The following is a 24,868-nucleotide window of genomic DNA, read 5'->3' on the forward strand; positions in this document are numbered from 1 at the left end:
TACAACGCCAGCCCTCGGGCTGGCGTTGTCATATCCATGAAGCGGAAATAAAAAAACGGCAATCCGAGGATTGCCGGGAGGAATGTATTCGATGCGACCTGGCGTGGGTTGAGCGGGTCGCAGGGGCAAGCCCCGGTTGCGCGGAGGACCATCGAGGATGGCCACTCTGCTTACAGCCTGTCCGGACTGCGCTCGTTCAGTCCGCACCGCCACACTCTTGCAGCGTCCGCCTCACCCGGCCGGACGCACTCCATTCGTTACAGCATGCCCTGAACGGCGGCTTTCATCTCGGCCGGCCAGACACCGACCTGGACCTGGCCGATATGCTCCTTCTGCAGCAACAGCATGGCCAGACGGGATTGGCCGATGCCGCCGCCGATCGTCTGGGGCATGCGCTCCGCCAGCAGATCCTGGTGCCAGTCGTACTGCAGGCGATCCTCGTCACCGGTGATGGCGAGCTGGCGGCGCAGCGCCTCGGCGTCGACCCGGATCCCCATGGAGGAGATCTCGAAGCTGTCTTCCAGCACCGGGTTCCACACCAGGATGTCGCCGTTCAGACCCGCCAGACCCAGCTCGCTGTGGCTGCTCCAGTCGTCATAGTCCGGGGCGCGCACGTCGTGGCGCTCACCGTGGGACAAGGCCCCGCCGATGCCGATGAGGAAGACGGCCCCCAGCTCCCTGGCGATGGCGCGCTCACGCCCCTTGGCGTCGAGATCCGGGTAGCGGGTCAGCAGCTCTTCGCTGTGCAGGAACTGGATGTCGCTCGGCAGGAAGGGGGTCAGGTCGTGCTCGGCACAGACGGCGCGCTCGGTGGCCTTGATGGCGGTCCAGATGCCGCGCACGGTGTCCTGCAGGTAGGCCAGATCCCGGCGCTCGCTCGGCATCACCTTCTCCCAGTCCCACTGATCCACGTAGACGGAGTGGATGGGGCTGAGTCTGTCTTCGTCCGGACGCAGCGCCTTCATGTGGGTGTAGATGCCCTCGCCCGGGCCGAAGCCGAAGCGGCCCAGGGTCTGGCGCTTCCATTTGGCCAGGGAGTGCACGACCTCGTAGCTGTGCTCCGGCAGGGTTTTCACCTTGACCTGCACCGCATGCTCGCAGCCGGAGAGGTTGTCCTGGGTGCCGTCACCGACGCGACTCAGAATGGGGGCTTGTACCTCCATCAGGCCGAGCTGCAATGCGAGTTGGCGGGAGAACATCTCTTTGACGAAGCTGATCTGCTGTTGGCTGCGAATGTAGTGCTGTTTCATGCTGAATTACCTGTCTTGAACCCGTTGGATGCGATGATTCTTCAACGGATTGCCAACTAAATTCAATATTCGATAATAGAAATAGGCTTTGTGTGTTTTTTTCTTCAAAATAACTGCCTTGTTAATGAGATATCATCAAAGGGAGTGCAAAAAAGTGTCAGAAAATTATCGGATCGATAATCTCGATCAGGCCATCCTGACCGCCCTGATGGACAATGCGCGGATCCCCTATGCCGAGTTGGCCAAGCAGCTGGCGGTCAGCCCGGGGACCATTCACGTGCGAGTGGAAAAGATGAAGCAGGCGGGGATCATCGAGGGTACCCGAGTGCAGGTGAACCCCAAGAAGCTCGGCTATGACGTCTGCTGCTTCATCGGCATCAATCTCAAGAGCGCCAAGGACTACCCCTCGGCCCTGGCCAAGCTGCAGGCGCTGGACGAGGTGGTGGAGGCCTACTACACCACGGGTCACTACAGCATCTTCATGAAGGTGATGACTCGCTCCATCGACGAGTTGCAGACGGTGCTGATCCACAAGATCCAGACGATCGACGAGATCCAGTCCACCGAGACGCTGATCTCGCTGCAAAACCCGATCCTGCGGGATGTGAAGCCCTGAGGTGTGCTCGGGAGGGCATCCCGGGCTCAGAGTTTGGAGGAACATTGCGAGATCCTTCTCCCGCGCAAAACACTGACCTCGCTGCAAAACCCGATCCTGCGGGACGTGAAGCCCTGAGGCGTGTCGTGTGGGGGACGGTTCCCCGGATCAGGGCTTGAGGTAGGGAATGCCGTACTTGTCGTAGATGGCCTTGAGGCGGCCGTCCTGCTTCATATGCAGCAGCTCGGCATCGTAGGCCGCCATCAGGGCCGGGGTGTCGGCATCGGCCCTGGCACGGGTCCAGACATTGAAGTAGGGGCTGGTCTTGAGGGGTTTTGGCAGGTAGTCGACCTTGCCCTCCAGCCCCTCCTCCCTGATCTGGTCGAAGGCGGTAACCAGTGACATGGGGACGACGTCGATGCGTCCGGCGATCAGTTTGCGCAGCTGCAACTGGTTGATGGGGATCTCTTGGAAGTGATAGGCAGGGTCGACCATGGCCGCCATGAGCTCCGGAGTGTAGGAGAAATCCCGGGTGACGCCGATGCGCCAGGGCTTGAGATCCGCCAGATGGTCGTAGTGGATCTGCCCCGCGGAGTCCTTGCGCACGAAGAAGTGCCAGTTATGGCGGATGTGGGCCTGCTGGGGGTAGAGCAGGTAGCGTTCCCGTTCCGGCTTGTAGGAGTGGGTCAGCAACAGGTCATAGAGGCCGTTCTCGGCATTGCGGGTGAGCCTGGCCCCAGAGTCGACCAGCTCTATCTTGATAGGGACATGGAGGGTGCCAAAAATGGTGCTGACCAGATCCACATCCAGCCCTCTGGGCTGGCCGTGGGCATCGAGCCACTTCAGGGGCGGTTCGAGGATGCCGCCAATGACCAGCTCCCTGGCCGACAGCCAGCAGGGCAACAGCAGGCAGAACACGAGCAAGCTTCGCAAGTCACATCTCCTGAGCACGCGGGAGGTCACGCGCACGGGATGTGGTGACCGTCAGACATCTAAGTAGAGACGACCCCGAATGGCAAACCCTGAAATGGGAATGCACGAGATGCCCTCGACAGGGTAGGTCCCAGGCTCTATCGTCTCGGTCTGAGTCTGACACCGTGGCGGTCGCGATGTCGAGGGGAGGGTGGGCAAGGTGTGACGCCTGCCCGTCCGATGAGGAGGAGGGCGGAGCGCCCTCCCGGTTAGGTCGCCTGACACTGCTTCATCTGGGTGTTGAGGGCTCGCATCACCTGCCGACGGTTGATGATACCGATCACCTTTCCCCCTTCCAGAACCGGATAGACCTTGGGTTTGGCGCCGGTCATCTGGCGGGCCAGATCCAGGATGCTGTCGTCCGGGGCGACGAACAGCGGTGCCCGGCTCATCAGATCCTCGACCCGGGTGCGGGTGTCGCAGTGATAGCTGCCGGTGAGCAGGCTTGGGATGCAGTCCTGCTCGGAGAGGAATCCGATGAGGTGCCGCCGGTCGTCCAGTACCGGCAGGCCACCGAGGTCGGCCTGATGGAGCCGGTCAAGCGCCTCGGCCAGGCCGAGCTCCGGGCTGAGGCTGTGGTTGAGGCGCTGCATGTGATCGCGAACTTGTAGCATGATGGGGCTCCATAAGGGGTCGATGGGGCCACTATGCCCGGCCAGCCCGGCGAGGGGCCAATGGGTTTGGCCGCAGAGATTGATAGGTAATTCACTGAGCTGCCCCTTCGCGGTTCCGGCACGGGATCGGGAGGGGGCACAACCACAAGGAGAGGGTATGCGGGCATTGGTGACAGGGTGTGGCCGTCGACTGGGGTTTTACCTGTGCGAACAGCTGGTCACGGCGGGCTGGCAAGTGACGGGCAGCTATCGCAGCGAGCGCCCCGAGCTGGCCCATCTGCGGGCCCTGGGGGTGGAGCTGGTCAAGGCGGACTTCGCCAGGGAAGGGGAGGTGGACGGGCTGATTGCGGCGCTGGCGCCCTATCAGGATCTGGCGTTGGTCATCCACAATGCCTCGGCCTTCGAGCCGCAGGCGGACGAGCAGTCGGCCCAGCTGGCCCAGTTCGAGCAGTTCTACCGGGTGCACATGGCGGCTCCCTTCCAGCTGAATCGGGCGCTGGCCCCCCGGCTGGCCCAAAACGCCAACGCCGGCATCATCCACGTCACCGACATCTACATCCACGCGCCGGCCCCCCGGTTTGCCGCCTATGTGTCGACCAAGGCGGGGGCCCATTCGCTCGCCATGAGCTTTGCCCGCGAGCTGGCGCCCGCGGTGCGGGTCAACACCATAGAGCCGGGACCCATCCTGTTTCTCGACGAACACGGTGATGAGTGGCGTGAACAGGTGCTGGCCAAGACGCCGCTGGCGCGGGAAGGGGGGCTCGAGCCCATCTGGCAGGCGGTGCAACTGCTGATACAGAACGACTACATGACCGGGGCCAGTATCCGGGTGGATGGGGGGCGGTCCCTGGCCGTCATCTAGACGGCATGCCCCGGAAAAGACTGAGGCGCCTGCGGGCGCCTCAGTGCATGGCACTGTCAGTGGTGCCGAATGGTCGCCTGCCTGGCGGGGAGTTCCGGCTGGGTATTTCCGGGGAGCGGGGGCGTCTCGGGCTGGCTGAGCTCGACGGGGGCGTGGCCGAAGACCTGTTTCGCGAACACCTTGCTGCCCGGCAGGCTCAGCGTCACCTTGCCGGCATCGATGTGCCCTCCCCGATACATTTCGGTCAGCAGGTCGCCCAGGTAGGCATCCACCCTGGCGCTGGCGAAGTCGTCCCGCTCGTCGCAGGTGAGGATGTCGATGTCGAGCGGCCTGTCCGCCACCTTGCACAGGGGGTGGTTGCGATCCCGGCCATGGGTCAGCTCCATGGTGACAAACTCGGCCTTGAGCTGGGTGGCGGAGAGTTCGCTCTGGACGACGAACAGGCAGTTGAGAAAGTCGTGGCGCGACTGCATGCCCACCGGCTTGGTCTGGATCACCGAGCTCAGGCGCAGGCGCCCGAAGCGTGCCAGCAATTGCTCCACGGCCTGACTCACGTGCTGGGCCGGGTCGAGGTTGGATCCAATGCTACAGAGGTAAAACATGCTTGCCCTTCCTTGGGTTGGTCTCGTCTGAAATATATACGCGGCTCACGGATATCGGATTTACTATGAATTAACATGTCATTATCTGTTGTGATCCAACTCTGATTGGCAGAAAGGAGGTTTGCATGAGCGTGGAGATGAAATGGGCACTGTTGGCCGCAGCGGGAGCCCTGACCGTGATAATGGTCATCTGTGTGGCGTCCGTCGGTCTGGCGTGACCCCACCCCTGAGAGCAATCAAACCGGCTGCCAAGCCGGTTTTGCTTTTTGGGGCTGTGCGGATATGCTGGCCCCCCATGATGACGCGAGACAGCAGAAGATGACCAAGGTTCGCCCCCGCTCCCTGCTCCAGGTGGTATTGATGGGCTTCGTGCTGGTGCTGATGCCGCTGGGGGGCATGATCTGGCACGACAGCCAGGCGCTCTCCCACCTGGGCCAGTTGACCAGCGACGAGATGGAACGCGCGGTGCGGGATACCCGCCGGGCGACCCTGCTCACCACCCAGGCCATCGACCTGGAGCGTACCCTGCGTCGCTACGCCGTGCTCGGGGACGAGCGCATTCTGGCGAACTATCAGCAGCAGCTGGCCCGCTATCGGGAGCTGCTCGGCATCCATCAGCAATCCATCCCGGATGCCGAGGTCTACGGCGAGCTCGAGGCCGCGCTCACCTGGCTCGATGGCCTGCAGGATCTCGGCAAGGCCAGGCAGGAGGCGACCAGCCCCAACTTCACCGGTTTCAATGAGCTCAACCAGCAGCTGGAGGTCGTCACCCGAAGCCAGGTTGATGATCATGTCTCCCGCATGCGGGCCGCCATCGCGGAGCTGAAGCAGGAGATCTGGTGGGTCAGCGGCTTCGTGGTGGGGCTCAGCCTGCTGCTGGTGCTGCTCTTTACCTACCTCATCATCCACCCCGTACGTCAGATTGAGTCGCGGATCCTGAGTCTGGGGGCCGGGGTCGAGCCGGATCCACGGCCGGTGGACGGCCCGGCCGAACTGGTGCTGCTGGGGGAGCGGATTAGCTGGCTGCACGACAAGCTCAAGGAGCTGGAACAGCAGAAGTACCAGTTCCTGCGCCACGTCTCCCATGAGTTGAAGACCCCCCTCGCGGTGTTGCGGGAGGGGGCGGATCTGCTCTCCGAACAGCTGGTAGGGCCCCTCAACGGGGATCAGCAGGAGATCTGCCAGATGCTGGAGGAGAACAGCCGCCGGCTGCAGACCCTGATCGAACGCCTGCTCGACTTCAATCGCCTGAGCCAGCAGGAGGTGTTCAGCCTGACGGCGGTGCCTCTGGCCCCCCTGCTGTCCGATCTGTCCGAAGAGTACCGGCTGGCGCTGGAATCCAAGCAAATCAGTGTACACTTGCCGCCCGACCCCATCAGTCTGCAGGCCGAGCCCTATCGCCTGCGGCTCATTCTCGACAACCTGTTCTCCAACGCGGTCAGCTACGGCGCCAAGGGGGGGCAGATCTGGATCCGGGCCGGCCAGAGCGACAATGGGGGCTGGCTGGAGGTGGCCAACGAGGGGCCCGTCATCCCGCTGGATGAGCGGGAGCGGATCTTCGAGCCTTTTGAGCAGGGCAGCATAGTACGACAGGGATTGTTGAAGGGGTCCGGGATGGGCCTCTCCATCGCCCGTGAGTCGGCGATGAGTCTGGGTGGCGAGCTCAGGCTGATCGAGGATGAGCAGGCAGATGTCTGCTTCCGGCTGGATTTGAAACAAGGTGCGGCATGACGGGATCAGCCGTGCCGACGGCAGCCCTTCATACCGGGGCAGTCCATTGCAACTGACTATTGAGACGAACGGGCGGATGCCTGTTTTCCCCCTTGGATCCTAAGTGACATTCAAGATGAAACGATTTGTTGTTCCCGTGTTGATGATGAGCCTGCTCGCGGGCTGCTCCCTGCTCCCATCCCGCAGCCTCACCGAGCCCTCCCAGGAGGCGGTCGCCAGGCGGATGGAGTTTGCCAACAAGGAGATGCAGGTACGCCTGCAGTACTCGGACTGGCTGCTGGCCAGTCATCCCCAGCAGCGGATGCAGGAGCGCCAGCGCCTGACCGGTGCCACCGATCTCGAGAGCCGGGTCAGCCTGGCCATGGTCAACACCCATCCGTCCGAGTCGGTGGCCAGCCGCCGGGCGGGACTCGACAAGCTCAAGTCCCTCCTGCCCGAACTCGGCCTGGATGCCCAGGCCTTCCTGCGCAGCTGGATTGCCCTCGGCGAGGAGCTGCTGGTGCGCGACAGTCGTCGCGATGACCAGAGTCAGGAGGTGCAGCGTCTGCGCCGCCAGATAGAGCAGCTTTCCGCCATCGACGAGCAGCTCAACGAGCGTAAGCTCAATGGAGGGGGCCAGCCATGACACGCCGGTCCTGTGCCGGGGTCATCCCCCCGGCTCTTCACGCAGAGGGAGTGAGAGCATGAGCCGCATTCTGCTGGTGGACGACGATGCCAGTCTGCTCAAGCTGATGAGCATGCGCCTGCGCAGCCAGGGCTATGAGGTGGATACCGCAGACAGTGCCGAAGGGGCCCTGGACAGGCTGCGGCAGCAGCGGGCCGACCTGGTGCTGAGCGATCTGCGGATGGGGGGCATGGACGGACTGGCGCTCTTCGAGCGGATCCAGTCCCAGTGGCTCGGCATGCCGGTCATCATCATGACCGCCCACGGCACCATTCCCGATGCCATCCAGGCGACCCGCTCCGGGGTATTCAGCTTCCTCACCAAGCCCATCGACAAGGATGAGTTGCTGGTCACCATAGAGCACGCCCTGAGCCTGACCCGACCGAAGCAGCAGCACGAGTGGCAGTCCCTCATCCAGACCCGTAACCCGCAGATGGAGCAGCTGCTTATCCAGGCGAGCAGCATCGCCACCATGGACGTGCCCGTTCTGATCCTGGGGCCTTCCGGCGCCGGCAAGGGGGTCATGACCCAGGCGCTGCATCAGGCCAGCCACCGCCGCGACAAGCCGCTCCATACCATCAACTGCGCCGCCCTGCCCTGGGGAGCGCTGGACCTGCAACTGTTCGGTGAGGACGGCCAGTCCGGCCTGTTTGCCGAGGCCAGGGGCGGCACCCTCTTCCTCGACGAAATCGGGGATCTGTCGGAGTCGCTGCAGGCCAAGTTGCTGCAAGTGTTGTCGGAATATGGCCAGGGCACTCCCGAGGTGCGGGTCATCAGCTCCAGTCATCAGGATCTGGTCGCCGCCATGGAGGAGGGACGCTTTCGGGAGGATCTCTTCTACCGCCTCAACGTTGCCAACATCACCTTGCCTCCTCTCAGTGCCCGCAGTGAGGACATCCCGCTGCTGGCGCGCCAGGCGCTGGACGACTATCGCAGTCGCCACGACAACTGCGCCGCCCTCGGCTTCTCGCCGGAAGCGCTGGCCATGCTGGCGGCGGCGGCCTGGCCCGGCAACGTACGCCAGCTCTACGGGGTGGTGGAACAGCTCGCCAGTCTCTGCTGCAGCCCGGTGATCGGGGCCGCCATGGTGGAATCCGCCCTGAGTGGCGGCGGTGGCGGCATTCCTTCGTTCAACGAGGCGCGGGCCGAATTCGAGAAGGAGTATCTGATCCGTCTGCTGCGTACCACGGAGGGGAACGTGACCCTGGCGGCCAACATGGCGGGAAGAAACCGCACCGACTTCTACAAGCTATTGAATCGACATGGTATCGAAGCAGCAAACTTCAAGTCGAAGGGATAAATGACAGAGGGGCGGCCCGTCGATGACGGACCGCCCCTCTAGTTTCAGACCGAACTGGTCACCTTGGCAGGCTCAGGCCGGGTCGGTGACGCCGACCTCGGGCTGGGCCTTCTGGGTTTTATGGGTGAGCCAGAGGCCGCTTGCCTTCATCAGGTAGCCGAACAGGGCACCGATCACCAGGGAAGGCAGAATGAGGCGCCACTCGCCGGCCGCCCCGAAGGTGGCGCAGCAACCGGCGAAGGTGCCGGGAATGTAGGAGAGCCACTGCTGTTTCGCCTGCACGCACATCAGGGTCGCGACCACCCCCGTCATCAGATAGCCGGCCATGCCGGCGCCCCACCAGGACTCCCCGTGGATCAGCAAGAGTGCCCACAGCATGCCGGTGGCGTTGCACAGCAGGGTCTGCAGCAGCGCCTTGTAACCGCCGCTCGAGGCGAAGTAGCTGGTGCAGCCGAGGAAACCGACCCAGGTGATGAGGCCGAGGGCGGCGGCCAGTCCGCCCCAGACGGCGGAGAGGATCCCGGTCGTGATGGCGATGGCGATCAATGGGCTCATGGCGTGACTCTCAGTGGTTGAATCCGGAAAAGGAGGCAGCCTACTCTGCGGCAGAGAGGCGGCAAGCGGGGGCGGAATTGTGTGTGATCCAGGTCACTCTTTTCAACCCGGGAATACGCTTGCGCTCGCGAAAAAAATTCATTGGAGACGCCGCAATCCTTGAACCATAGTTAGAGGCCCTGTCCTGCTCATGGAGTGAGTCTGATGGTGCCAAACGTGATCGTTCCTCTGCTGGTGTTCGTAGTGCTCTTCCTGGCCGGTACCATGGCCAAGGCACTGCCCCTTTATCAACTCATGTAATGTTGTGTGAAATAAAACTCGGCCGGGGCGGGTCTTATGGTTGTCAGCCTCATCGTCCCGGGAGTTTTTCATGTTGATCAAGCGCCGTACTTCTCATCACCCCACCGAACAGGATGTCACGCCGGAAGCCGTTTATCAGGATCGTCGCCTCATCCTCAAGGGACTGGGATTGGGTGCCGCTGCAACTCTGGCCTTCCCGGCCAAGGCAAGTCTGCTGGATCTCTTCGGCTCTGAACCGAACGTGCCCGCCACCCCGGCCAGGCCGCTCGACATCCGCGCCGCCGCTCGGCCGGAGGGGCTGATCCTCACCCCGGAGGAGAAGGCCACCACCCACAACAACTTCTATGAGCTCGGTACCGACAAGGGTGATCCGGCCCGCAACGCGCACTACCTCAAGCCCGAGCCCTGGACCCTGAAGGTGGAAGGGGAGGTGGCCAAGCCCTTTACCCTGGATGTGTGGGATCTCATCAACAAGACCACGCTGGAGGAGCGGATCTACCGGTTGCGCTGCGTGGAGGCCTGGTCCATGGTGCTGCCCTGGAGCGGCATCCAGCTGGCGGATCTGATCCGCCGTGCCGAGCCCACCAGTCGCGCCAAGTTCGTGGCCTTCGAGACCCTCTATGATCCCGAGCAGCTGCCTGGGCAGTCCTCCCGCTCCCTCGGTGGTGGCATCGACTATCCCTATGTGGAGGGTCTGCGCCTCGACGAGGCCATGCACCCCCTCTCCTTCCTCGCGATGGGGCTCTACGGCAAGGCGCTGCCGGCGCAGAACGGGGCACCCATCCGGTTGGTGGTGCCCTGGAAGTACGGCTTCAAGAGCATCAAGAGCATCGTCTCCATTCGCCTGGTGGAGGAGATGCCCCCCACGACCTGGAACCTGCTGGCGCCGAACGAATATGGTTTCTATGCCAACGTGAACCCCGAGGTGGACCACCCGCGCTGGAGCCAGGCCAGCGAGCGCTTCATCGGCGAGGGGGGCATCTTCGGGGCCAAGCGTCAGCCGACCCTGATGTTCAACGGCTACGGCGACGAGGTGGCCTCCCTCTATCAGGGGATGGATCTGCGTAGATGGTATTGAGGCGGGAGGAGCTGACATGACATTGCGACTGACGGCGCGCCACATCACCCTGTTGCGTGCCCTGGTACATCTGGCCTCGCTGGGCTTTTTGCTCTGGCTCGGCTATGCGGTACCGGCGGGTCTGCTGGGGGGGGATCCGGTACAGGGGCTGACCCACTACCTCGGCAAGGGCGCCCTGCACCTGCTGCTGCTGACCCTGCTGGTGTCGCCGCTCGCCAAGCGTTGGCGTCAGGGCCAGCTCGTCAAGCTGCGCCGCCCCCTCGGGCTCTGGTGCGCCGCCTGGGCCAGTTTGCACTTTATGGTCTGGCTGGGGCTGGATCTGCAGTTTGACTGGGGGCTCATCGGGGGGGAACTGGTAAAGCGGAGCTATATCGTGGTGGGGATGGTGGCGCTGCTGCTATTGCTGGCCCTGAGCATCACGTCGATCCCGGTCCTGTTGCGGGCCATGGGGTCGGCCTGGCAGAGACTGCACAACTGGATCTACGCGGTGGCCCTGCTGGTGCCGGTGCACTACTGGTGGTCGGTCAAGAGCGGCTGGCAGGAGCCCCTCATCTATCTGCTGCTGGCCTGTGCCCTGCTGTGGCCGCGCCGGGACAAGTTGCTGCGCCCCTGGCGCCAGCGCCAGCAACGGAAGGAGGGGCGGGCCGCGGTGCAGCAGCCTTCAAGCTCATAGCAGAAGAGGCCTATCTGGCCTCTTTTTTGGTGATCTCCCCGCTGTAGGCGTCGACCTCCAGCTGGACCCGCTGGTTGTCGGCATTCAGGGTGTCCACCTCGAATTTGTCGTCTTCCAGCTCCACTTCCCGAATGTCGTGGTACCCTTGAGCCAGCAACAGCTTGACCAGTCCGGCCATGTCGAGACGGCTCTGGGCCGCCCAGCCAACGGTGGAAAAGAGACACAAGATCAGCAGGATACTGCGTGGGATCATATTCATTCCGGATTCATGGCAGGCACACTATAAACGGCATTATGTTAGGTTTTGAGAGATGAATCACCCATGAATAGCGCGCTGCCCCTGCTTGGATTGCTGCTGCCGATGCTGGTGCAGGCGGCCCAGCCGAACGAGGCCTTGCTGCAACAGGCAGTGAGCGAGGGGCGGATACGGCCTTTTCATGAGCTGATGGAGGTGGCGTCCCGCCTGCCGGTGCGCGTGCTGCGCGTCGACCTGGGGGAGGAAGACGGGGTCTGGCTGTACGAGCTCAGGCTCATCGACGAGGAAAACAGCGTCATCAAGGTGGGCTATCGGGCCGACAACCTGGAGATGGTGTGGCTCAAGGGACACCATCTGGAACGCCTGTTCGAGCCGCGCCCGCCTCCGGACGAGGAGTGATCCCGGCTGCCCCACCACCCTGGTGCCTCGCCTCCAACCGCTGCCGAGAGAGGCGCAATTCTGCTTTGGATATCCATTTATGCGAATTCTGATAGTTGAAGATGAAAAGATCCTGGCGAACCAGCTGGCTGAACAGCTGCGCCTGTCGGGTTTCGTGACCGACCTCTGCCACGACGGCAACGAGGCGGGTTTTCTCGGCGAGACCGAACCCTATGACGCCATCATCCTGGATCTCGGCCTGCCGGGGCGCGACGGCCTGAGCGTGCTGAAGGAGTGGCGCAGCAAGGGGATAGACACCCCTGTGCTGGTGCTGACCGCCCGCGGTCAGCTGCACGAGAAGATCGAGGGATTGAACGCCGGTGCCGACGACTACCTCACCAAGCCGTTCCAGGTCGCCGAGCTGGTGGCCCGGGTGCAGGCCCTGGTGCGCCGGGCGGCGGGCAACGCCAGCTCCATCCTCGAGATCGGCGGCGTGCGTCTCGACATGGCGGCCTCCCAGGTCTGGTACGAAGGTACCCCCATCAAGCTCACCGCGCACGAATTCCGGGTGCTGGGTTACCTGATGCAGCACAGGGGCAAGGTGGTGTCCCGCAGCGAGCTCATCGACCACATCTATGCCCAGGATTTCGATCGCGACTCCAACACGGTGGAGGTGTTCATCGGCCGGATCCGCAAGAAGACCCATGCCGATCTGATCGAGACGGTGCGCGGGCTCGGTTACCGGATCAACGAATGACGCTGAGGTACGCGACGTCATGGTGGGCTGAATGAGGCTGGTGCGAACCCTGCGGGGACGGCTGGTAGCCATCGCCCTGGTCTGGTGCGGCCTATTCCTGTTCGCCACCGGTTTCAGCCTGCAGACCATGATGCGCAACTACTGGCAGGAGGCGGAGGCTGACGGCCTTCGCCTGCAGCTCTACGATCTGCTCTCCCGCCTCGAGATCCAGCCGGATGGCATGCCTGTCGTGACCGAACCCATGGCCGACCCCCGTTATCGTCAGCCCTATTCCGGCTACTACTGGCAGCTGGAGCTGGGCGAGACGGTGGTGAGCCGCTCCCGTTCCCTGTGGGATGCCCACCTGAGCGCCCACGGCCTGAAGTCGGCCTTCGGCGATCCGGATCTTTTCGTCGGCAAGGGGCCCAACAAGGAGCCCCTGCTGATCATGACCCGCACCGTGTTGTTGCCGGGTTCGGATAGGGTCTTCACCCTGGTGATGGCCAAGGACAGCAGCGCTTTGACCCAGACCCTGAAGAAGACCCGGATCAGCCTCTTCCTCGGCCTCGGCTTCGCGGCCACGGGCCTTGTGCTCGGCTTCATGTTCCAGATCGTCTACGGCCTGCGCCCGCTCCACCTGCTTCGCCGCGAGCTGAGCCGGGTCCATCAGGGCCATCAGGAGGGGTTCCGGCTGCGCTATCCGCTGGAGATCCAGCCGCTGGTGGAGGACATCAACCGGCTGCTGCACCACTACGGCGAGCTGTTGCAGCGGGCCCGCTCCCACACTGGCAACCTGGCCCACGCCCTCAAGACGCCGCTCAGCATCATGCGCAACCAGGTGGCCCAGCTGCCGCCGGAGGATCAGGCCGCCCTCGGCGAGCAGCTCGATCAGATCCAGCGCCACATCGACTACCACCTCGGCAAGGCGCGGGTGACCGGCGCCGCCAAGATCCTCGGCGTCTCGACCCCGGTGCGGGCCAGGGTGGAGTACATCTGCCGCGCCTTCTCCCGCCTCTATCCGGGCAAGACGGTGGATCTGCAGGTACCCGCCAATCTGGCGGTCGGGGTGGAGGAGCAGGACTTCGACGAGATGGTGGGCAACCTGCTGGAAAACGCCTTCAAGTGGTCCGCCGGCCAGCTGCGTATCTCCAGCGCCGAGCTGGGGGGCTGGATCACCCTGCGCATCGAGGATGACGGTCCCGGCATGAGCGAGGATCAGATCGCCAAGGCGGTGCTGCGAGGGGTGCGCCTCGACGAGAAAGTGCCCGGCTCCGGCCTCGGCCTCAACATCGTCTCCGATCTGGCGGAAGCCTATCGCGGCAGCCTCATCATGGGGCGGGCGGAGCTCGGCGGTCTGGCCGCCTCCCTTTCCCTGCCCAAGGTCGCCAGGATCGAGAGCTAGGCATCGTTGGCGCCCTGTCTCGCCCGCGCTGGCAAGGGGTGGGCGCCCGGCATAAGATAAGGCACTTTGTTTCAAGGTTGAGGAAGGGTAGCAATGAGTGACGATCCGTGGGCACTGTGTCATCTCGACGATTCGTTCGATGCCTCCGTGTTGGGGACCAAGGGAGCCCAGATCCAGTGGTTTGAGGACAGGGACGCCCTGATCCAGTTCCTGCTGGAGGACTTCGTCGATCTGCTGGCCGATGTGGGCGAGCTGGACGAGGACCAGACCGAGAGCGCCCGCGAGCGCTTCACCCTGCTGGTGGAGCAGAGCCTGGACGACCGCAGCCTGATGGACGCCATCAACGATCTCGCCTCCGGCCTGCGTCGCATCGCCTGGCTGGGGCCGCTCTCCGAGCTGGCGGAGATCAGCGACGACTTCGCGAGCGGGTTGCGGGCCTTCTTCTGGACCCAGTATGACGGGGACGAGGATGACCCCGAGGCCTGGGTGCCGGAAGATCTCTGGCCCCAGCTGGTGGAATGCGCGGAAGAGTACATGGTTGAGGGTGACTTCTGAGTCGCCTCGTCTGCGCTCTGGCCACAACCTGGGTCGAGTGTGCGGCAGAGTATATGGTCGAAGGGGACTTCTAAGGCCCTTCTAGGTCATTTGAATAAGAAAACGGCGCCTTGATGGCGCCGTTTTTTTTGGCCTGCCAGCCAACATCAGGCGTTGGCGGGCACCTCGTGGGCGGTGTTGGCCGGCACGGGGCCGCTGTACTTCTCTATCTGCAATTGGGCCATGTGGCCGCAGTTGCCCTGGGCCAGGCTGGAGGAGCCCTCGTCGAAGGTGAGGCAGTTGACGTTGCCGTTCTTGCACAGGCTCCCCGCCTCCCCCGGCTTGGCCGGGTCGAACCAGGCCCCCTCGCAGATCCGCACCACCCCGGGGCGGATATCCTCCGAAATCCGGGCTCCCACCAGTATCTGGCCGCGCTCGTTGAAGGCGCGCACCAGATCGCCATCCTGGATGCCGCGCGCCTTGGCATCGGCCGGGTGGATCAGGATGGCCTCCCGGTCGGCCACGGCGAACTTGTCCCGCAGCGGGGTGTTGTCGAGCTGGGAGTGCAGCCGTTGGGTCGGGTGGGAGGTGTTGAGCGACAGGGGATAGCGTGCCGCCACTTCGCTCTTCACCCACTCCCTGGGTTCATACCACCTGGGGTGGCCGGCGCAGTCGGCATAGCCCATGCTCGCCACTGTCTTGGAGAAGATCTCTATCTTGCCGGACGGCGTGCCGAGCGGGTTGAGCAACGGGTTCTCGCGAAAATCGGCGTGGCGGATCCACTGGCGGTTCGCTTCCGGTATGGGGAAGCGCACGTAGTTGTTGGATTCCCAGAACATGCTGAACGGCGGCAGCGCCACACGGGCACCGCGTGCCTGGGCGGCCATGCCGTCGTACATCTGCTTGAGCCACAGCATCTCGTCCTTGCCCTCGGTGTACTGCTCCTGCAGCCCCAGCTTGGCGGCCACGGCGCTGAAGATGTCGAAGTCGTTGCGCGCTTCAAACTGGGGCGGTACGCACTGGTGCATCGGGAACACATAGCGCTGGGAGTAGTCGCCCCCCATCTCCAGATCGTTGCGCTCGTAGCTGGTGGTCACCGGCAGCACGATGTCGGCGTGCTTGGCGGTGGCGGTCCAGTAGGGCTCGTGGACGATCACGGTCTGCGGCCTGCGCCAGGCCTGCAGCAGGTTGTTGGTGTCCTGGTGGTGGTGGAAGGGGTTGCCCCCCGCCACGTAGACCAGCTTGACGTCCGGGTAGGTCACCTTGCGGCCGTTGAAGTCGATGGTCTTGCCCGGGTTGGCCAGGCAGTCGGCGATGCGGGCCACCGGGATGGGGGCCGGGCTGTTCTTCGGCGCGTTGCCGGCGGAGATACCGGCCAGTATGCCCCCCTTGGCGGTGGGGCTGCCACCGGAGGAGTAGTGATAACTGAAGCCGTAGCCCCCGCCAGGCAGGCCGATCTGGCCCAGCATGGCCGCCAGGGTGATCAGCATCCAGTTCGGCTGCTCGCCGTGGTGCTGCCGCTGCATGCCCCAGCCGGCCATGATCATGGTGCGCCTGGATGCCATGTCGAGGGCGAGCTGGCGGATCACCTTGGCCTCGACGCCGCAGATGGCGGCCGCCCACTCGGCGCTCTTCGGCTCGCCGTCGTCCTTGCCGAGCAGGTAGGCGAGGAAGGTGTCGAACCCCGTGGTGTAGCGATCGAGGAAGGCCTGATCGTGCTTTTCCTCGCTATACAGGGTGTGGGCGACCCCCAGCATCATGGCCACGTCGGTGTAGGCGTTCGGGGCAATCCACTCGGCATTGGCCTGCTTGGCGGTCTCGTTGTAGACGGGATCGATGCTGATGACGCGGGTGCCCTTCTCTTTCAGCGCCTTGAAGCCGGCCTGCCCCTCGTGATCCGGCATGTTCCAGCTGTTCTTCAGGGTGACCTGGGCGTTGACCCCCCAGAGCACCACCAGTTCGGCGTGCTCCACCACGTTGGGCCAGGCGGTCTGCTGCTCATACACCTCGATGGAGCCCATCACGTGGGACATGATCACCTGAGCGGCGCCGGTGGAGTAGTCACCCGCATAGCCGGTGAAGCCGCCGGCCAGGTTCATCAGGCGGTGCAGCAGGGTGCGGCTGTTGTGGAACATGCCGACACTCTTCCAGCCGTAGGAACCGGCGTGGATGGCCTGGGGGCCGAAATCAGACTGGACCCGCTGGATCTCGCCGGCCACCAGGGCGATGGCCTGCTCCCAGCTCACCCGCACCCACTGGTCGGCGCCGCGCAGCTCGGGCTTGGCGCCCGGGCCGTGTTCCAGCCAGCTCTTGCGCACCATGGGGTACTTGATGCGATTTTTGGCGTGCACCTGGAACGGCGCCATGTCGATGAGATCGTTCGGCGCCGGATCGTCCGCCACCGGCTGGACGCGTACCATGCGACCATCGGCGACGATGGCCTCGAACGCTCCCCAGTGGGCACCGGTCAGTATGCCCTTCTGGGCGGGCACCAGAGTGGGGAACTGTTCGAGGGCCGTGCTGATGGCCTGGGCCAGGGCGTGTTTCGGTAACAGGGTGCCGAGCAGGGGCAGGGCGGCGCAGGCCCCCAGGCCCTTGAGCAGGCTGCGGCGGGAGAGGTTGGTCTGTTGGTCATTGAAAAAAGTCATGGGGAAATCCTCTGTTCCGGCCTTAGTGCGCAGTGCTCATGTCACTGGCGTGTTTCTGCACGTATTGGGTGAGCATGCGAGCCTGCTCCGGGGTGAGGGAGGTACGGGACTCCATCCCCTTGATGACGCCGATCCACTGGTTGGCATTGAAGTGGTCGAGCGCGGTGAGACCGTGGCAGCCGGTGCAGTTGTTGGACATCAGGGTGGAGGCGTACTGCCACAGCTTGCCCTGATCGCCGATGAGCTGGCGCTGGTCGACCCAGGCGGTCAGGCTGACCTGATGCCAGGTGAGGTTGGTGGTGCTGTCGGTCTCGCTCTGGCCGGTCACGAGGGCCTTTCTGGCGGTCTCGCCGACCAGCACGCTCAGGATCCGTTTGCCGGGGGCGGCGTAGAACACCTCGCTCACGCCATCCTGCTGCCAGCCGTCGATGCGCACCTGGGCGCGGCCGTTGTCGCTGGCCAGGATGGCAACCTGGGTGGAGGGCATCAGGGTGCCTTCATCCGTGGTGGCCTTGGCATCCAGATAGAGCGGAGTGGTGGCGATGGCGTAGCGGGTGGTGACCGAGGCGGGCGTCTGGGCGGCAGCCGCGGCCAGTTCGCTGGCACCGGCGGCGGCCAGCTCGCTCATGTCGGGCATGATGTGGGCGACGCCGCGGTGGCAGTCGATGCAGGTCTGTCCCTCCTTGATGGCGACCGGGTGCTCGGCGCGGGCGTTGGGGCGCTGGGCCAGGATGTCCATGGCGGCGTAGCTGTGACAGCTGCGGCAGGTGGCGGAGTCGCTGGCCTTGAGCTGATCCCACACCGACTGCGCCATGCGCAGCTTGTGGGCCTCGTATTTTTCAGGGGTGTCGAGGGTGCCGATCGCCTCGTGATAGATGTCCTTCACGGCGCGGATCTTGGTCCAGAGGTAGGAGGCGGGATCATTGGGGATGTGGCAATCGGCGCACTCCGCACGGATGCCCTTCGCGTTCTGGAAGTGGACGCTGCCCTGATACTCGGCGAGCGGGGTCTGCATGGTGTGGCAGGAGACGCAGAACTCGGTGGAGCTGGTCTTGTGCAGCACGGTGACGGTGACCCCCAGCGCGGCAACCCCCAGCAGGGCTCCGAGCAGCAGGAGCCAGAACCAGGTCTTTCTCAGCATTTTTCCAAGCATGGCGACAGTGTCCTTCGAATCGGGTAATACCAATATAGTAGTAGTCTTGGGGTTCACGGGGTTGACCTTGGTCATGACTTTTATTTCGAATTAAGACCTTTTTTTATCCTAAAGTTTTATGTTTATATAATTTCCCGTATATAAGTCGATTCCTGCCTGTGAACGGTGAAGGACGCCGCAAAGGATGGATCCTCCGCCTGCAGGTTCGGCTGGTCAGCCCGGGCTTGGGCTTTGTATGGCGAGAGATGTATACTGTTCGCATATACAGTATCCAGGTGTGTCTGTCATGCGACTCTTTATCGCCGAGAAACCCAGCCTTGGCCGCGCCATCGCCGACGTCTTGCCCAAGCCCCACAAGAAGGGGGAGGGGTTCATCGAGACAGCCCAGGGGGATGTGGTGACCTGGTGCATCGGCCACCTGCTGGAGCAGGCAGAGCCCGATGCCTATGACGCCGCCTTCAAACAGTGGCGGATGGATCACCTCCCCATAGTGCCGAGCCAGTGGCAGCTGGTGGCCAAGCCCAAGACCAGGACCCAGCTCGCCGTCATCAAGCGCCTCATCAAGCAGGCCGACTGCGTGGTCAACGCCGGTGACCCGGACAGGGAGGGGCAGCTGCTGGTGGACGAGGTGATCGACTTCCTCGGCTACCCCAAAACCAAACCGGTGCAGCGCTGCCTCATCAGCGACCTCAACCCGCCGGCGGTGCGCCGTGCCCTCGACAAGCTCAGGGACAACAAGGAGTTCGTGCCCCTGGCGGTGTCGGCCCTGGCCCGCAGCCGGGCAGACTGGCTCTATGGCATCAACATGACCCGCGCCTATACCCTGCTGGGCCGCAAGGGGGGCTGCAGCGAGCTGCTGTCGGTCGGTCGGGTGCAGACTCCCTTGCTCGGGCTGGTGGTGCGACGGGATCTCGAGATTGAGGCCTTCGTCCCCAAGCCCTTTTACGAGGTGCTGGCCCACTTGGTGACCGACAACAACGAGCGTTTCAGCGCCAAGTGGCTGCCCTCCGAGGCTTGCTTGCCGTGGCAGGACGAGGAGGGGCGGGTGCTCAACCGGGCGCTGGCCGCCAAGGTGGTGGAGCGGATCCAGGGGCAGTCCGCGCAGGTAGAGGAGGTGGAGGAGCAGGCCCGCAAGCAGGCGGCGCCGCTGCCCTACAACCTCTCCAGCCTGCAGATCGATGCGGCCAAGCGTTTCGGCATGGATGCCAAGCGGGTGCTGGATGTCTGCCAGAGCCTCTACGAGCGCCACAAGCTCATCACCTACCCCAGATCGGACAGTCGCCATCTGCCGAGCGAACACTTCAACCGGGCACCCCAGGTGCGGGAGGCGATCGCTGCCACGGCACCGGCGCTGGCCAGGGCGGTGAACGAGGCGGACGGCAGGATCCGCAGCAAGGCGTGGAACGACGGCAAGGTGGATGCCCACCACGCCATCATCCCCACCGAAAAGCGCGGCAACGAGGGGAGCCTGGGAGCCGACGAGGCCAAACTCTATGGCCTCATCGCCCGCCAGTACCTGCTGCAGTTCTATCCGCCGTTCGAGTACAACGACAGCAAGGTGCTGCTGCGCCTTGCCGGCGGCCTGTTCCAGGCCAAGGCGCGCCGCATCCTCAAGGCGGGCTGGAAGGCCTTGCTCGGGGTGGAGGAAGATGACGATGAAGAGAAAGCCGGCACTCTGCCCGCCCTGAAGAAGGGGGAGCAACTGCTTTGCGAGCGGGGGGAGTTGCTGGAGAAGATGACCCAGCCGCCCAAGCCATTCACCGACGCCACCCTGCTGGCGGCCATGACCGGCATCGCCCGCTACGTGCAGGATCCCGAGATCCGCAAGACCCTGCGGGAGACCGACGGCCTCGGCACCGAGGCGACCCGGGCCGGGATCATCGATCTGCTGTTCAAGCGCCGCTTCCTGGTGCGTCAGGGCAAGAACATCAAGGCGACGCCCACCGGACGAGCCCTGGTTCAGGCGTTGCCTGCCAGCGCCACCACGCCGGACATGACGGCGCTGTGGGAGCAGAGCCTCGGCCAGATCGCCGAGCGCCACGGCAGCTACCAGCAATTCATGGGGCCCCTGACCGAACAGCTGCACGGGCTGGTGGAGGGGGCCAGGCAGGATTCCGGCGCCAGCTTCAATGCCCTGCCAAAGACGGCGCCGGGGGCGGCCAAGCGACGCTTCACCCGACGCAAGAGCGCGGCCCCCACCAGCGCAGGTGGGGGTGGCCGCAAGAGCACGGGCAAGCGCTCGAGCGGGAGCAAGGCCGCCTGAGCTGACAAGCGTTGAACGCAAGAGAGGGGCCAGGGGCCCCTCTCTTCATTCGCTTGCATGCAAGGGATCACCCCGTGTAGACGCTCTCTTCCGGATAGCGGATCCGGGTCTCGCTCGGTCTGGAGAGCATGATTGCCAGGGTCAGCGGGCCGAGACGGCCGCAGATCATCACCAGCACCAGGATCAGCTTGCCCGGTTCGCTCAGGGAGGCAGTGATGCCGGTCGAGAGGCCGACGGTGGCAAAGGCCGAGACGGTCTCGAACATGATCTTGTCGAAAGAGTGTGACTCGGTGAGCATCAGCAGGAACATCGCCAGCATCAGCACCATGGTGCTGACGATGATGATGGCCAGCGATCGGGTCACTATCTGGGGGGAGAGGGTGCGGCCATAGGCGGTGACATGGGGCCGTTTGGTCAGGAAGGCCCGGGTCGCCAGCAGCACCACGGCGAAGGTCGTCACCTTGATACCGCCCCCCGTCGATGTCGCTCCGGCCCCGATGAACATCAGCATCATCATGAACAGCAGTGAGGCCGGCACCATCTGGCCGATGTCTATGGTATTGAATCCTGCGGTACGGGCGGTCGCAGACTGGAAGAAGGCGGCCAGTAGTTGACCGCTCAGATCGGCATTGCCGAAGGTGCCGGGATTGTTGTGCTCCAGCAGCCAGAACATCAGGGTGCCCAGCAGCAGCAGTGCAGGGGTCATTACCAGCATCAGCTTGCTGTGCAGTTTCAGCTTGCGCCAGCGACGGTGACGCACCAGATCGACGATGACGGTGAAGCCGACGCCGCCGAGGATGAGCAGGGCCGGAATGGTCAGGCTGATGATGGGGTCATCTCTATAGTCCATGAGATTGTTGGCAAACAGCGAGAAACCGGCGTTGTTGAAGGCGGATACCGCATGGAAAAAGCTGACGTAGAGGCCGTGGGACCACCCCATTTCGGGTACCCAGCGAATGGCCATGATGGCGGTGCCGATCAGCTGGGCAATCAGGGCAAACAGGACGATGCGCTTCACCAGCTGGACGATGTTGACCGACCCCTCCTGCCCCAGCGCCTCCTTGGCCAGTACCTGCTGGCGCAGGCCGACCCGTTTGCTGAACATGGCGATGAGCAGCAGGGTCATGGTCATCTGGCCCAGCCCGCCTATCTCCATCAGGATGAGCAGGATGATCTGTCCCTGCAGCGTGAAGGCCGTACCTGTATCCACCACCCCGAGACCGGTCACGCTGATGGCCGAGGTGGCGGTAAACAGGGCGTTGATGAAGGTGACCTCGCCCTTGTGGCTGGAGGGTTGAACCAGAAACAGGGTGCCGACCAGCAGGATGATGAGGAAGCTGCCGAGGATCAGCCTGGCTTCACTCCAGCGGGAGTTGTCCTCCCGATAGAGGGTGAAGGTGTAGTTGCTGCGCCAGTTGATCATAGGGTGTCGAGCCAGTGATCGATGGCGTGCTTGTTGCCGGCCAGGATCAGGATGTCACCGAGCTGCAGCTCCATCTTGCCGGTCAGCACGTTGTGCAGCACCTCACCGCGTTTGATGGCCAGCAGCTGGAAGTCGCTCTGCTGCAGCAGGTGTAGATCGGCTAGAGTGCGGGCGTTCTGTTGCAGACCGATCACGAACTCGGTCAGCACCATGTCGTGGCCCAGCTCCAGATAGTCGAACAGGCGGTTGTCCAGCATGCTCTGGGCTACCCGGCGTCCCATGTCCCACTCGGGGTTGATCACCTTGTCGGCACCCACCTTCTGCAGGATCTTGGCGTGAAACTTGTCGCGCGCCTTGACCCACACCTTCTTCACGCCGGCCTCTTTGAGCACGAGGGTGGTGAGGATGCTGGTCTCGAGGTTGTCGCCGATGGCGACGAAGACGATGTCGAAGCTGGCCAGCCCGAGTTCGGCGACCGTGGCCTCGTCGGTGGCATCGGCGACGATGACATGGTTGCACAGGGTGGCGATCTGGCGGGTCTTGCTCTCATCGATGTCGATGGCCAACACTTCGGCATCCTGCCGCTGCAGCTCTTCACACAGCGCACTGCCAAACAGGCCGAGACCGATGACGGCGAATTGGTTGTTCATTCATGCCTCCTCAGGGGGTCGAAGAAGTTACTCTACTCCAGCGGATTGAGTCCGAGAAGTCTGAGTCCGATCCGCACCCGGATTTTTCGTCCTGCACGATCTGGGGTAAACTGCGCCCCTGATCTTGTCGGGACACACAGATGAAACTCACCCCCCATGCCCCCTTGTCGACCCTCAACACCCTGGGCCTCGAGGCTCACTGCCTCTGGCTGGCAGAGGTGACCCAGCTCGATGACCTCGTGCAGCTGCGAGCCAGCGCCGAGCTGAGCGCCTTGCCGCGCCTGGTGCTGGGAGGGGGGAGCAACATCCTGTTTTGTGATGACTTTGCCGGCCTGGTGGTGCACAACGGCATGAAGGGGATCGCGGCTCATGACGAAGGCGAGCACTGGCTCCTGCATGTGGCGGCGGGCGAGAACTGGCACGAGCTGGTGTGCCATGCCCTGCGGCAGGGATGGCACGGATTGGAGAACCTGGCGCTGATCCCCGGCACCGTCGGTGCCGCCCCGGTGCAGAACATCGGGGCCTACGGGGTCGAGCTGGCCAGCGTCTGCGCCTACGTGGAAGCATTCAACTGGCAAAGCGGCGAGCTGGAGCGCATCGCCGCGGCCGACTGCCAATTCGGCTACCGTGACAGCATCTTCAAGCACGACTACCAGGACAGCCACTTCATCACCGCGGTCGGGTTGCGCCTGCCCAAGGCCTGGCGACCGGTTGCCGGTTATGGCCCCCTGGCCGCACTGGGTGAGGCTCCGACGGCGCAAGCCATCTTTGATACCGTCTGCGCCACCCGCATGGCCAAGCTGCCAGACCCGGCGATACTCGGCAACGCGGGCAGCTTCTTCAAGAACCCCGTGGTGCCCGCCGCACTGGCGGAGTCCCTCAAGCTGAAATACCCCCAGATGCCGCTCTATCCGGCGGGTGAAGGGCTGGCCAAGCTGGCGGCGGGGTGGCTCATCGATCAGTGCGGGCTCAAGGGCTTTGCCATCGGCCGCGCCGCTGTCCATCAGGAGCAGGCACTGGTGCTGGTCAACCTCGGTGGCGCCAGCGCCATGGAGCTGATCGCCCTGGCAGCCCATGTGCGCGACAGCGTGGAGCAGAAGTTCGGCGTGGCACTGGAGCATGAGGTGCGTTTCATGGGAGCACAGGGCGAGACCTGGCTGGACGAGGTGCTCTCATGACCCTGACTCCCATCAGACAGACCCTGATCGGCCTGCTGAGCGACGGCCAGTTCCACTCCGGTGAACAGCTTGGCGAGCAGCTCGGCATCAGCCGGGCGGCGGTGAGCAAACACATGGCGGCGCTCAAGGAGCTGGGGCTGGATCTGTTCAGCCTGACCGGCAAGGGCTATCGCCTGGCCGTGCCCATGGCGCTGTACGACGAGGCGCAGCTGCGGGCGCAGGCCCCCATGGCACCGGTGCACTGCTTCTCGGTGATCGACTCCACGAACCAGTATCTGCTGGAGCGCGTCAACCAGCTGAGCTCAGGCGAGAGCTGCCTGGCCGAGTGCCAGACCGCCGGGCGGGGGCGCCGTGGCAAGCCCTGGGTCTCCCCCTTCGGCTGCCAGCTGATCCTGAGCATGTACTGGCGGCTGGAACAGGGTATGGCGGCGGCCATGGGACTGAGTCTGGCGGTCGGGGTGGCCGTGGTGGAGGCGCTGGAATCCCTTGGCTACCCCGGGGTGGAGCTGAAGTGGCCCAACGATCTCTACTATCAGGGTCGCAAGCTGGCCGGCATTCTGGTGGAGATGAGCGGCAGTGCCGGGGCCAGCTGCCACCTGGTGATCGGGGTCGGCCTGAACCTGGCCATGCCACGGCAGCAGGGGGAGAAGATCGATCAGGCCTGGTCCGAGCTGCGCCACATCCAGCCTGAACTGGTGGATCGCAACCAGCTGGCCGCCTCCGTGCTGCTGCATCTGCAGCAGGCCATGCAGACCTTCGAACAGACGGGGCTGGCGAGTTTTGTCGAGGCGTGGAACCGGCTCGATCACTTTGCCGGTCAGCCGGTGAAGCTGCTGATGGGGGAGCAGGTGATCCGCGGGACGGCCCGGGGGATCGACGATCGCGGTGCCCTGCGTCTGGAGACGGAGGAGGGGATCAAGCTCTACCTGGGGGGGGAGATCTCCCTGCGCCGGGGCGACTGAGCACGCACTCATCCGCTCGGGATGCCAGACAAGAAGAGGGGGCCTGTGGGCCCCCTCTTCATTCTTAGCTGACTTAGCTGAGTGCTGAA

Annotated in this window: 25 protein-coding genes; 15 read left to right on the forward strand and 10 right to left on the reverse strand. The window is 63.9% G+C overall.

Annotated features, from left to right (window positions below):
• Positions 1-257 precede the first annotated feature (257 nt).
• Positions 258-1,250, reverse strand: coding sequence for an aspartate--ammonia ligase (gene asnA, locus I6L45_RS07615; protein ID WP_216983868.1), 993 nt, complete (start codon positions 1,248-1,250; stop codon positions 258-260).
• A 154-nt stretch (positions 1,251-1,404) separates the two neighbouring features.
• Here asnA and asnC point away from each other — a divergent pair, with 154 nt between their 5' ends.
• Entirely contained in the window at positions 1,405-1,866 is a 462-nt protein-coding gene (gene asnC / locus I6L45_RS07620) for a transcriptional regulator AsnC (RefSeq protein WP_134694291.1), read from the forward strand.
• A gap of 147 nt (positions 1,867-2,013) precedes the next feature.
• Here asnC and I6L45_RS07625 read toward each other — a convergent pair whose 3' ends face one another.
• Complete coding sequence (locus tag I6L45_RS07625) at positions 2,014-2,778, reverse strand: ABC transporter substrate-binding protein (protein ID WP_216983869.1); 765 nt, start codon at positions 2,776-2,778, stop codon at positions 2,014-2,016.
• A gap of 248 nt (positions 2,779-3,026) precedes the next feature.
• Positions 3,027-3,431 carry a CBS domain-containing protein gene (locus I6L45_RS07630; protein ID WP_210550498.1) on the reverse strand — a complete coding sequence of 135 codons (405 nt, stop codon included), beginning with the start codon at positions 3,429-3,431 and terminating at the stop codon, positions 3,027-3,029.
• Between the two features lie 157 nt (positions 3,432-3,588).
• Here I6L45_RS07630 and I6L45_RS07635 point away from each other — a divergent pair, with 157 nt between their 5' ends.
• Positions 3,589-4,293 (forward strand): SDR family oxidoreductase, encoded by a 705-nt coding sequence (locus I6L45_RS07635; RefSeq protein ID WP_216983870.1) that lies wholly within the window; start codon positions 3,589-3,591, stop codon positions 4,291-4,293.
• Positions 4,294-4,349: 56 nt separating this feature from the next.
• Here I6L45_RS07635 and folK read toward each other — a convergent pair whose 3' ends face one another.
• A complete protein-coding gene (gene folK / locus I6L45_RS07640; protein ID WP_216983871.1) occupies positions 4,350-4,895 on the reverse strand; it encodes a 2-amino-4-hydroxy-6-hydroxymethyldihydropteridine diphosphokinase in 546 nt (181 codons plus the stop codon).
• A 125-nt stretch (positions 4,896-5,020) separates the two neighbouring features.
• Between folK and I6L45_RS07645 the strand changes: the two genes are divergently transcribed.
• From I6L45_RS07645 to I6L45_RS07660, 4 genes are all read left to right on the forward strand, one after another.
• Complete coding sequence (locus tag I6L45_RS07645; protein ID WP_134694296.1) at positions 5,021-5,113, forward strand: YnhF family membrane protein; 93 nt, start codon at positions 5,021-5,023, stop codon at positions 5,111-5,113.
• Positions 5,114-5,213: 100 nt separating this feature from the next.
• Positions 5,214-6,626, forward strand: a complete 1,413-nt coding sequence (locus I6L45_RS07650) for a sensor histidine kinase KdpD (RefSeq protein ID WP_210550501.1) — start codon at positions 5,214-5,216, stop codon at positions 6,624-6,626.
• Between the two features lie 115 nt (positions 6,627-6,741).
• Positions 6,742-7,251: a hypothetical protein gene (locus I6L45_RS07655; RefSeq protein ID WP_043763994.1), complete on the forward strand. Its 510-nt coding sequence runs from the start codon at positions 6,742-6,744 to the stop codon at positions 7,249-7,251.
• Positions 7,252-7,309: 58 nt separating this feature from the next.
• A complete protein-coding gene (locus I6L45_RS07660) occupies positions 7,310-8,590 on the forward strand; it encodes a sigma 54-interacting transcriptional regulator (RefSeq protein ID WP_043763992.1) in 1,281 nt (426 codons plus the stop codon).
• Between the two features lie 72 nt (positions 8,591-8,662).
• Here the strand turns inward: I6L45_RS07660 and I6L45_RS07665 are convergent, their stop codons facing one another.
• Positions 8,663-9,145, reverse strand: a complete 483-nt coding sequence (locus I6L45_RS07665; protein WP_216983872.1) for a DUF1097 domain-containing protein — start codon at positions 9,143-9,145, stop codon at positions 8,663-8,665.
• Between the two features lie 370 nt (positions 9,146-9,515).
• Here I6L45_RS07665 and msrP point away from each other — a divergent pair, with 370 nt between their 5' ends.
• Positions 9,516-10,523 carry a protein-methionine-sulfoxide reductase catalytic subunit MsrP gene (gene msrP, locus I6L45_RS07670; protein WP_216983873.1) on the forward strand — a complete coding sequence of 336 codons (1,008 nt, stop codon included), beginning with the start codon at positions 9,516-9,518 and terminating at the stop codon, positions 10,521-10,523.
• A gap of 16 nt (positions 10,524-10,539) precedes the next feature.
• A complete protein-coding gene (gene msrQ, locus I6L45_RS07675) occupies positions 10,540-11,196 on the forward strand; it encodes a protein-methionine-sulfoxide reductase heme-binding subunit MsrQ (RefSeq protein ID WP_216983874.1) in 657 nt (218 codons plus the stop codon).
• A gap of 10 nt (positions 11,197-11,206) precedes the next feature.
• On the opposite strand, the gene I6L45_RS07680 is transcribed toward msrQ, so the two are convergent.
• Positions 11,207-11,455 (reverse strand): PepSY domain-containing protein, encoded by a 249-nt coding sequence (locus I6L45_RS07680; RefSeq protein WP_043763988.1) that lies wholly within the window; start codon positions 11,453-11,455, stop codon positions 11,207-11,209.
• 63 nt (positions 11,456-11,518) lie between these two features.
• On the opposite strand from I6L45_RS07680, the gene I6L45_RS07685 reads away from it, so the two are divergent.
• From I6L45_RS07685 to I6L45_RS07700, 4 genes are all read left to right on the forward strand, one after another.
• A complete protein-coding gene (locus I6L45_RS07685) occupies positions 11,519-11,851 on the forward strand; it encodes a PepSY domain-containing protein (protein ID WP_043763986.1) in 333 nt (110 codons plus the stop codon).
• Between the two features lie 79 nt (positions 11,852-11,930).
• A complete protein-coding gene (locus tag I6L45_RS07690) occupies positions 11,931-12,587 on the forward strand; it encodes a response regulator transcription factor (protein ID WP_043763985.1) in 657 nt (218 codons plus the stop codon).
• A 31-nt stretch (positions 12,588-12,618) separates the two neighbouring features.
• Positions 12,619-13,968, forward strand: coding sequence for a sensor histidine kinase (locus tag I6L45_RS07695; RefSeq protein ID WP_216983875.1), 1,350 nt, complete (start codon positions 12,619-12,621; stop codon positions 13,966-13,968).
• A gap of 93 nt (positions 13,969-14,061) precedes the next feature.
• Positions 14,062-14,523, forward strand: coding sequence for a hypothetical protein (locus tag I6L45_RS07700; RefSeq protein ID WP_043763982.1), 462 nt, complete (start codon positions 14,062-14,064; stop codon positions 14,521-14,523).
• A 146-nt stretch (positions 14,524-14,669) separates the two neighbouring features.
• On the opposite strand, the gene torA is transcribed toward I6L45_RS07700, so the two are convergent.
• Positions 14,670-17,150, reverse strand: a complete 2,481-nt coding sequence (torA, locus tag I6L45_RS07705) for a trimethylamine-N-oxide reductase TorA (protein ID WP_216983876.1) — start codon at positions 17,148-17,150, stop codon at positions 14,670-14,672.
• A 22-nt stretch (positions 17,151-17,172) separates the two neighbouring features.
• Positions 17,173-18,303, reverse strand: coding sequence for a NapC/NirT family cytochrome c (locus tag I6L45_RS07710; protein WP_216983877.1), 1,131 nt, complete (start codon positions 18,301-18,303; stop codon positions 17,173-17,175).
• Positions 18,304-18,589: 286 nt separating this feature from the next.
• Between I6L45_RS07710 and I6L45_RS07715 the strand changes: the two genes are divergently transcribed.
• Entirely contained in the window at positions 18,590-20,566 is a 1,977-nt protein-coding gene (locus I6L45_RS07715) for a DNA topoisomerase III (RefSeq protein WP_216983878.1), read from the forward strand.
• Positions 20,567-20,633: 67 nt separating this feature from the next.
• Here I6L45_RS07715 and I6L45_RS07720 read toward each other — a convergent pair whose 3' ends face one another.
• Together I6L45_RS07720 and I6L45_RS07725 are read right to left on the reverse strand one after the other, a co-directional pair.
• The gene (locus I6L45_RS07720) at positions 20,634-21,989 is read right to left on the reverse strand and encodes a TrkH family potassium uptake protein (protein WP_216983879.1); all 1,356 of its coding nucleotides are present in this window, start codon (positions 21,987-21,989) and stop codon (positions 20,634-20,636) included.
• Positions 21,986-22,639, reverse strand: coding sequence for a TrkA family potassium uptake protein (locus I6L45_RS07725; RefSeq protein WP_134694305.1), 654 nt, complete (start codon positions 22,637-22,639; stop codon positions 21,986-21,988). The genes I6L45_RS07720 and I6L45_RS07725 overlap by 4 nt, the downstream gene beginning before the upstream one ends.
• A 140-nt stretch (positions 22,640-22,779) precedes the next feature.
• On the opposite strand from I6L45_RS07725, the gene murB reads away from it, so the two are divergent.
• The gene (gene murB, locus I6L45_RS07730) at positions 22,780-23,817 is read left to right on the forward strand and encodes a UDP-N-acetylmuramate dehydrogenase (RefSeq protein WP_216983880.1); all 1,038 of its coding nucleotides are present in this window, start codon (positions 22,780-22,782) and stop codon (positions 23,815-23,817) included.
• Entirely contained in the window at positions 23,814-24,779 is a 966-nt protein-coding gene (birA, locus tag I6L45_RS07735) for a bifunctional biotin--[acetyl-CoA-carboxylase] ligase/biotin operon repressor BirA (RefSeq protein WP_216983881.1), read from the forward strand. Before murB ends, birA begins: the two co-directional genes overlap by 4 nt.
• The last annotated feature ends 89 nt before the right edge of the window (positions 24,780-24,868 follow it).

Origin of the sequence: Aeromonas sp. FDAARGOS 1415 (genome assembly GCF_019048365.1) — a bacterium.
GTDB lineage: Bacteria > Pseudomonadota > Gammaproteobacteria > Enterobacterales > Aeromonadaceae > Aeromonas > Aeromonas taiwanensis.

Coding starts and splice junctions, on each gene's coding strand:
- asnA (WP_216983868.1), bottom strand. CDS start 1,250: ATGAAACAGCACTACATTCGCAGCCAACAGCAGATCAGCTTCGTCAAA.
- I6L45_RS07630 (WP_210550498.1), bottom strand. CDS start 3,431: ATGCTACAAGTTCGCGATCACATGCAGCGCCTCAACCACAGCCTCAGC.
- I6L45_RS07635 (WP_216983870.1), top strand. CDS start 3,589: ATGCGGGCATTGGTGACAGGGTGTGGCCGTCGACTGGGGTTTTACCTG.
- folK (WP_216983871.1), bottom strand. CDS start 4,895: ATGTTTTACCTCTGTAGCATTGGATCCAACCTCGACCCGGCCCAGCAC.
- I6L45_RS07645 (WP_134694296.1), top strand. CDS start 5,021: ATGAGCGTGGAGATGAAATGGGCACTGTTGGCCGCAGCGGGAGCCCTG.
- I6L45_RS07650 (WP_210550501.1), top strand. CDS start 5,214: ATGACCAAGGTTCGCCCCCGCTCCCTGCTCCAGGTGGTATTGATGGGC.
- I6L45_RS07655 (WP_043763994.1), top strand. CDS start 6,742: ATGAAACGATTTGTTGTTCCCGTGTTGATGATGAGCCTGCTCGCGGGC.
- I6L45_RS07660 (WP_043763992.1), top strand. CDS start 7,310: ATGAGCCGCATTCTGCTGGTGGACGACGATGCCAGTCTGCTCAAGCTG.
- I6L45_RS07665 (WP_216983872.1), bottom strand. CDS start 9,145: ATGAGCCCATTGATCGCCATCGCCATCACGACCGGGATCCTCTCCGCC.
- msrP (WP_216983873.1), top strand. CDS start 9,516: ATGTTGATCAAGCGCCGTACTTCTCATCACCCCACCGAACAGGATGTC.
- msrQ (WP_216983874.1), top strand. CDS start 10,540: ATGACATTGCGACTGACGGCGCGCCACATCACCCTGTTGCGTGCCCTG.
- I6L45_RS07680 (WP_043763988.1), bottom strand. CDS start 11,455: ATGAATATGATCCCACGCAGTATCCTGCTGATCTTGTGTCTCTTTTCC.
- I6L45_RS07685 (WP_043763986.1), top strand. CDS start 11,519: ATGAATAGCGCGCTGCCCCTGCTTGGATTGCTGCTGCCGATGCTGGTG.
- I6L45_RS07690 (WP_043763985.1), top strand. CDS start 11,931: ATGCGAATTCTGATAGTTGAAGATGAAAAGATCCTGGCGAACCAGCTG.
- I6L45_RS07695 (WP_216983875.1), top strand. CDS start 12,619: ATGAGGCTGGTGCGAACCCTGCGGGGACGGCTGGTAGCCATCGCCCTG.
- I6L45_RS07700 (WP_043763982.1), top strand. CDS start 14,062: ATGAGTGACGATCCGTGGGCACTGTGTCATCTCGACGATTCGTTCGAT.
- torA (WP_216983876.1), bottom strand. CDS start 17,150: ATGACTTTTTTCAATGACCAACAGACCAACCTCTCCCGCCGCAGCCTG.
- I6L45_RS07710 (WP_216983877.1), bottom strand. CDS start 18,303: ATGCTTGGAAAAATGCTGAGAAAGACCTGGTTCTGGCTCCTGCTGCTC.
- I6L45_RS07715 (WP_216983878.1), top strand. CDS start 18,590: ATGCGACTCTTTATCGCCGAGAAACCCAGCCTTGGCCGCGCCATCGCC.
- I6L45_RS07720 (WP_216983879.1), bottom strand. CDS start 21,989: ATGATCAACTGGCGCAGCAACTACACCTTCACCCTCTATCGGGAGGAC.
- I6L45_RS07725 (WP_134694305.1), bottom strand. CDS start 22,639: ATGAACAACCAATTCGCCGTCATCGGTCTCGGCCTGTTTGGCAGTGCG.
- murB (WP_216983880.1), top strand. CDS start 22,780: ATGAAACTCACCCCCCATGCCCCCTTGTCGACCCTCAACACCCTGGGC.
- birA (WP_216983881.1), top strand. CDS start 23,814: ATGACCCTGACTCCCATCAGACAGACCCTGATCGGCCTGCTGAGCGAC.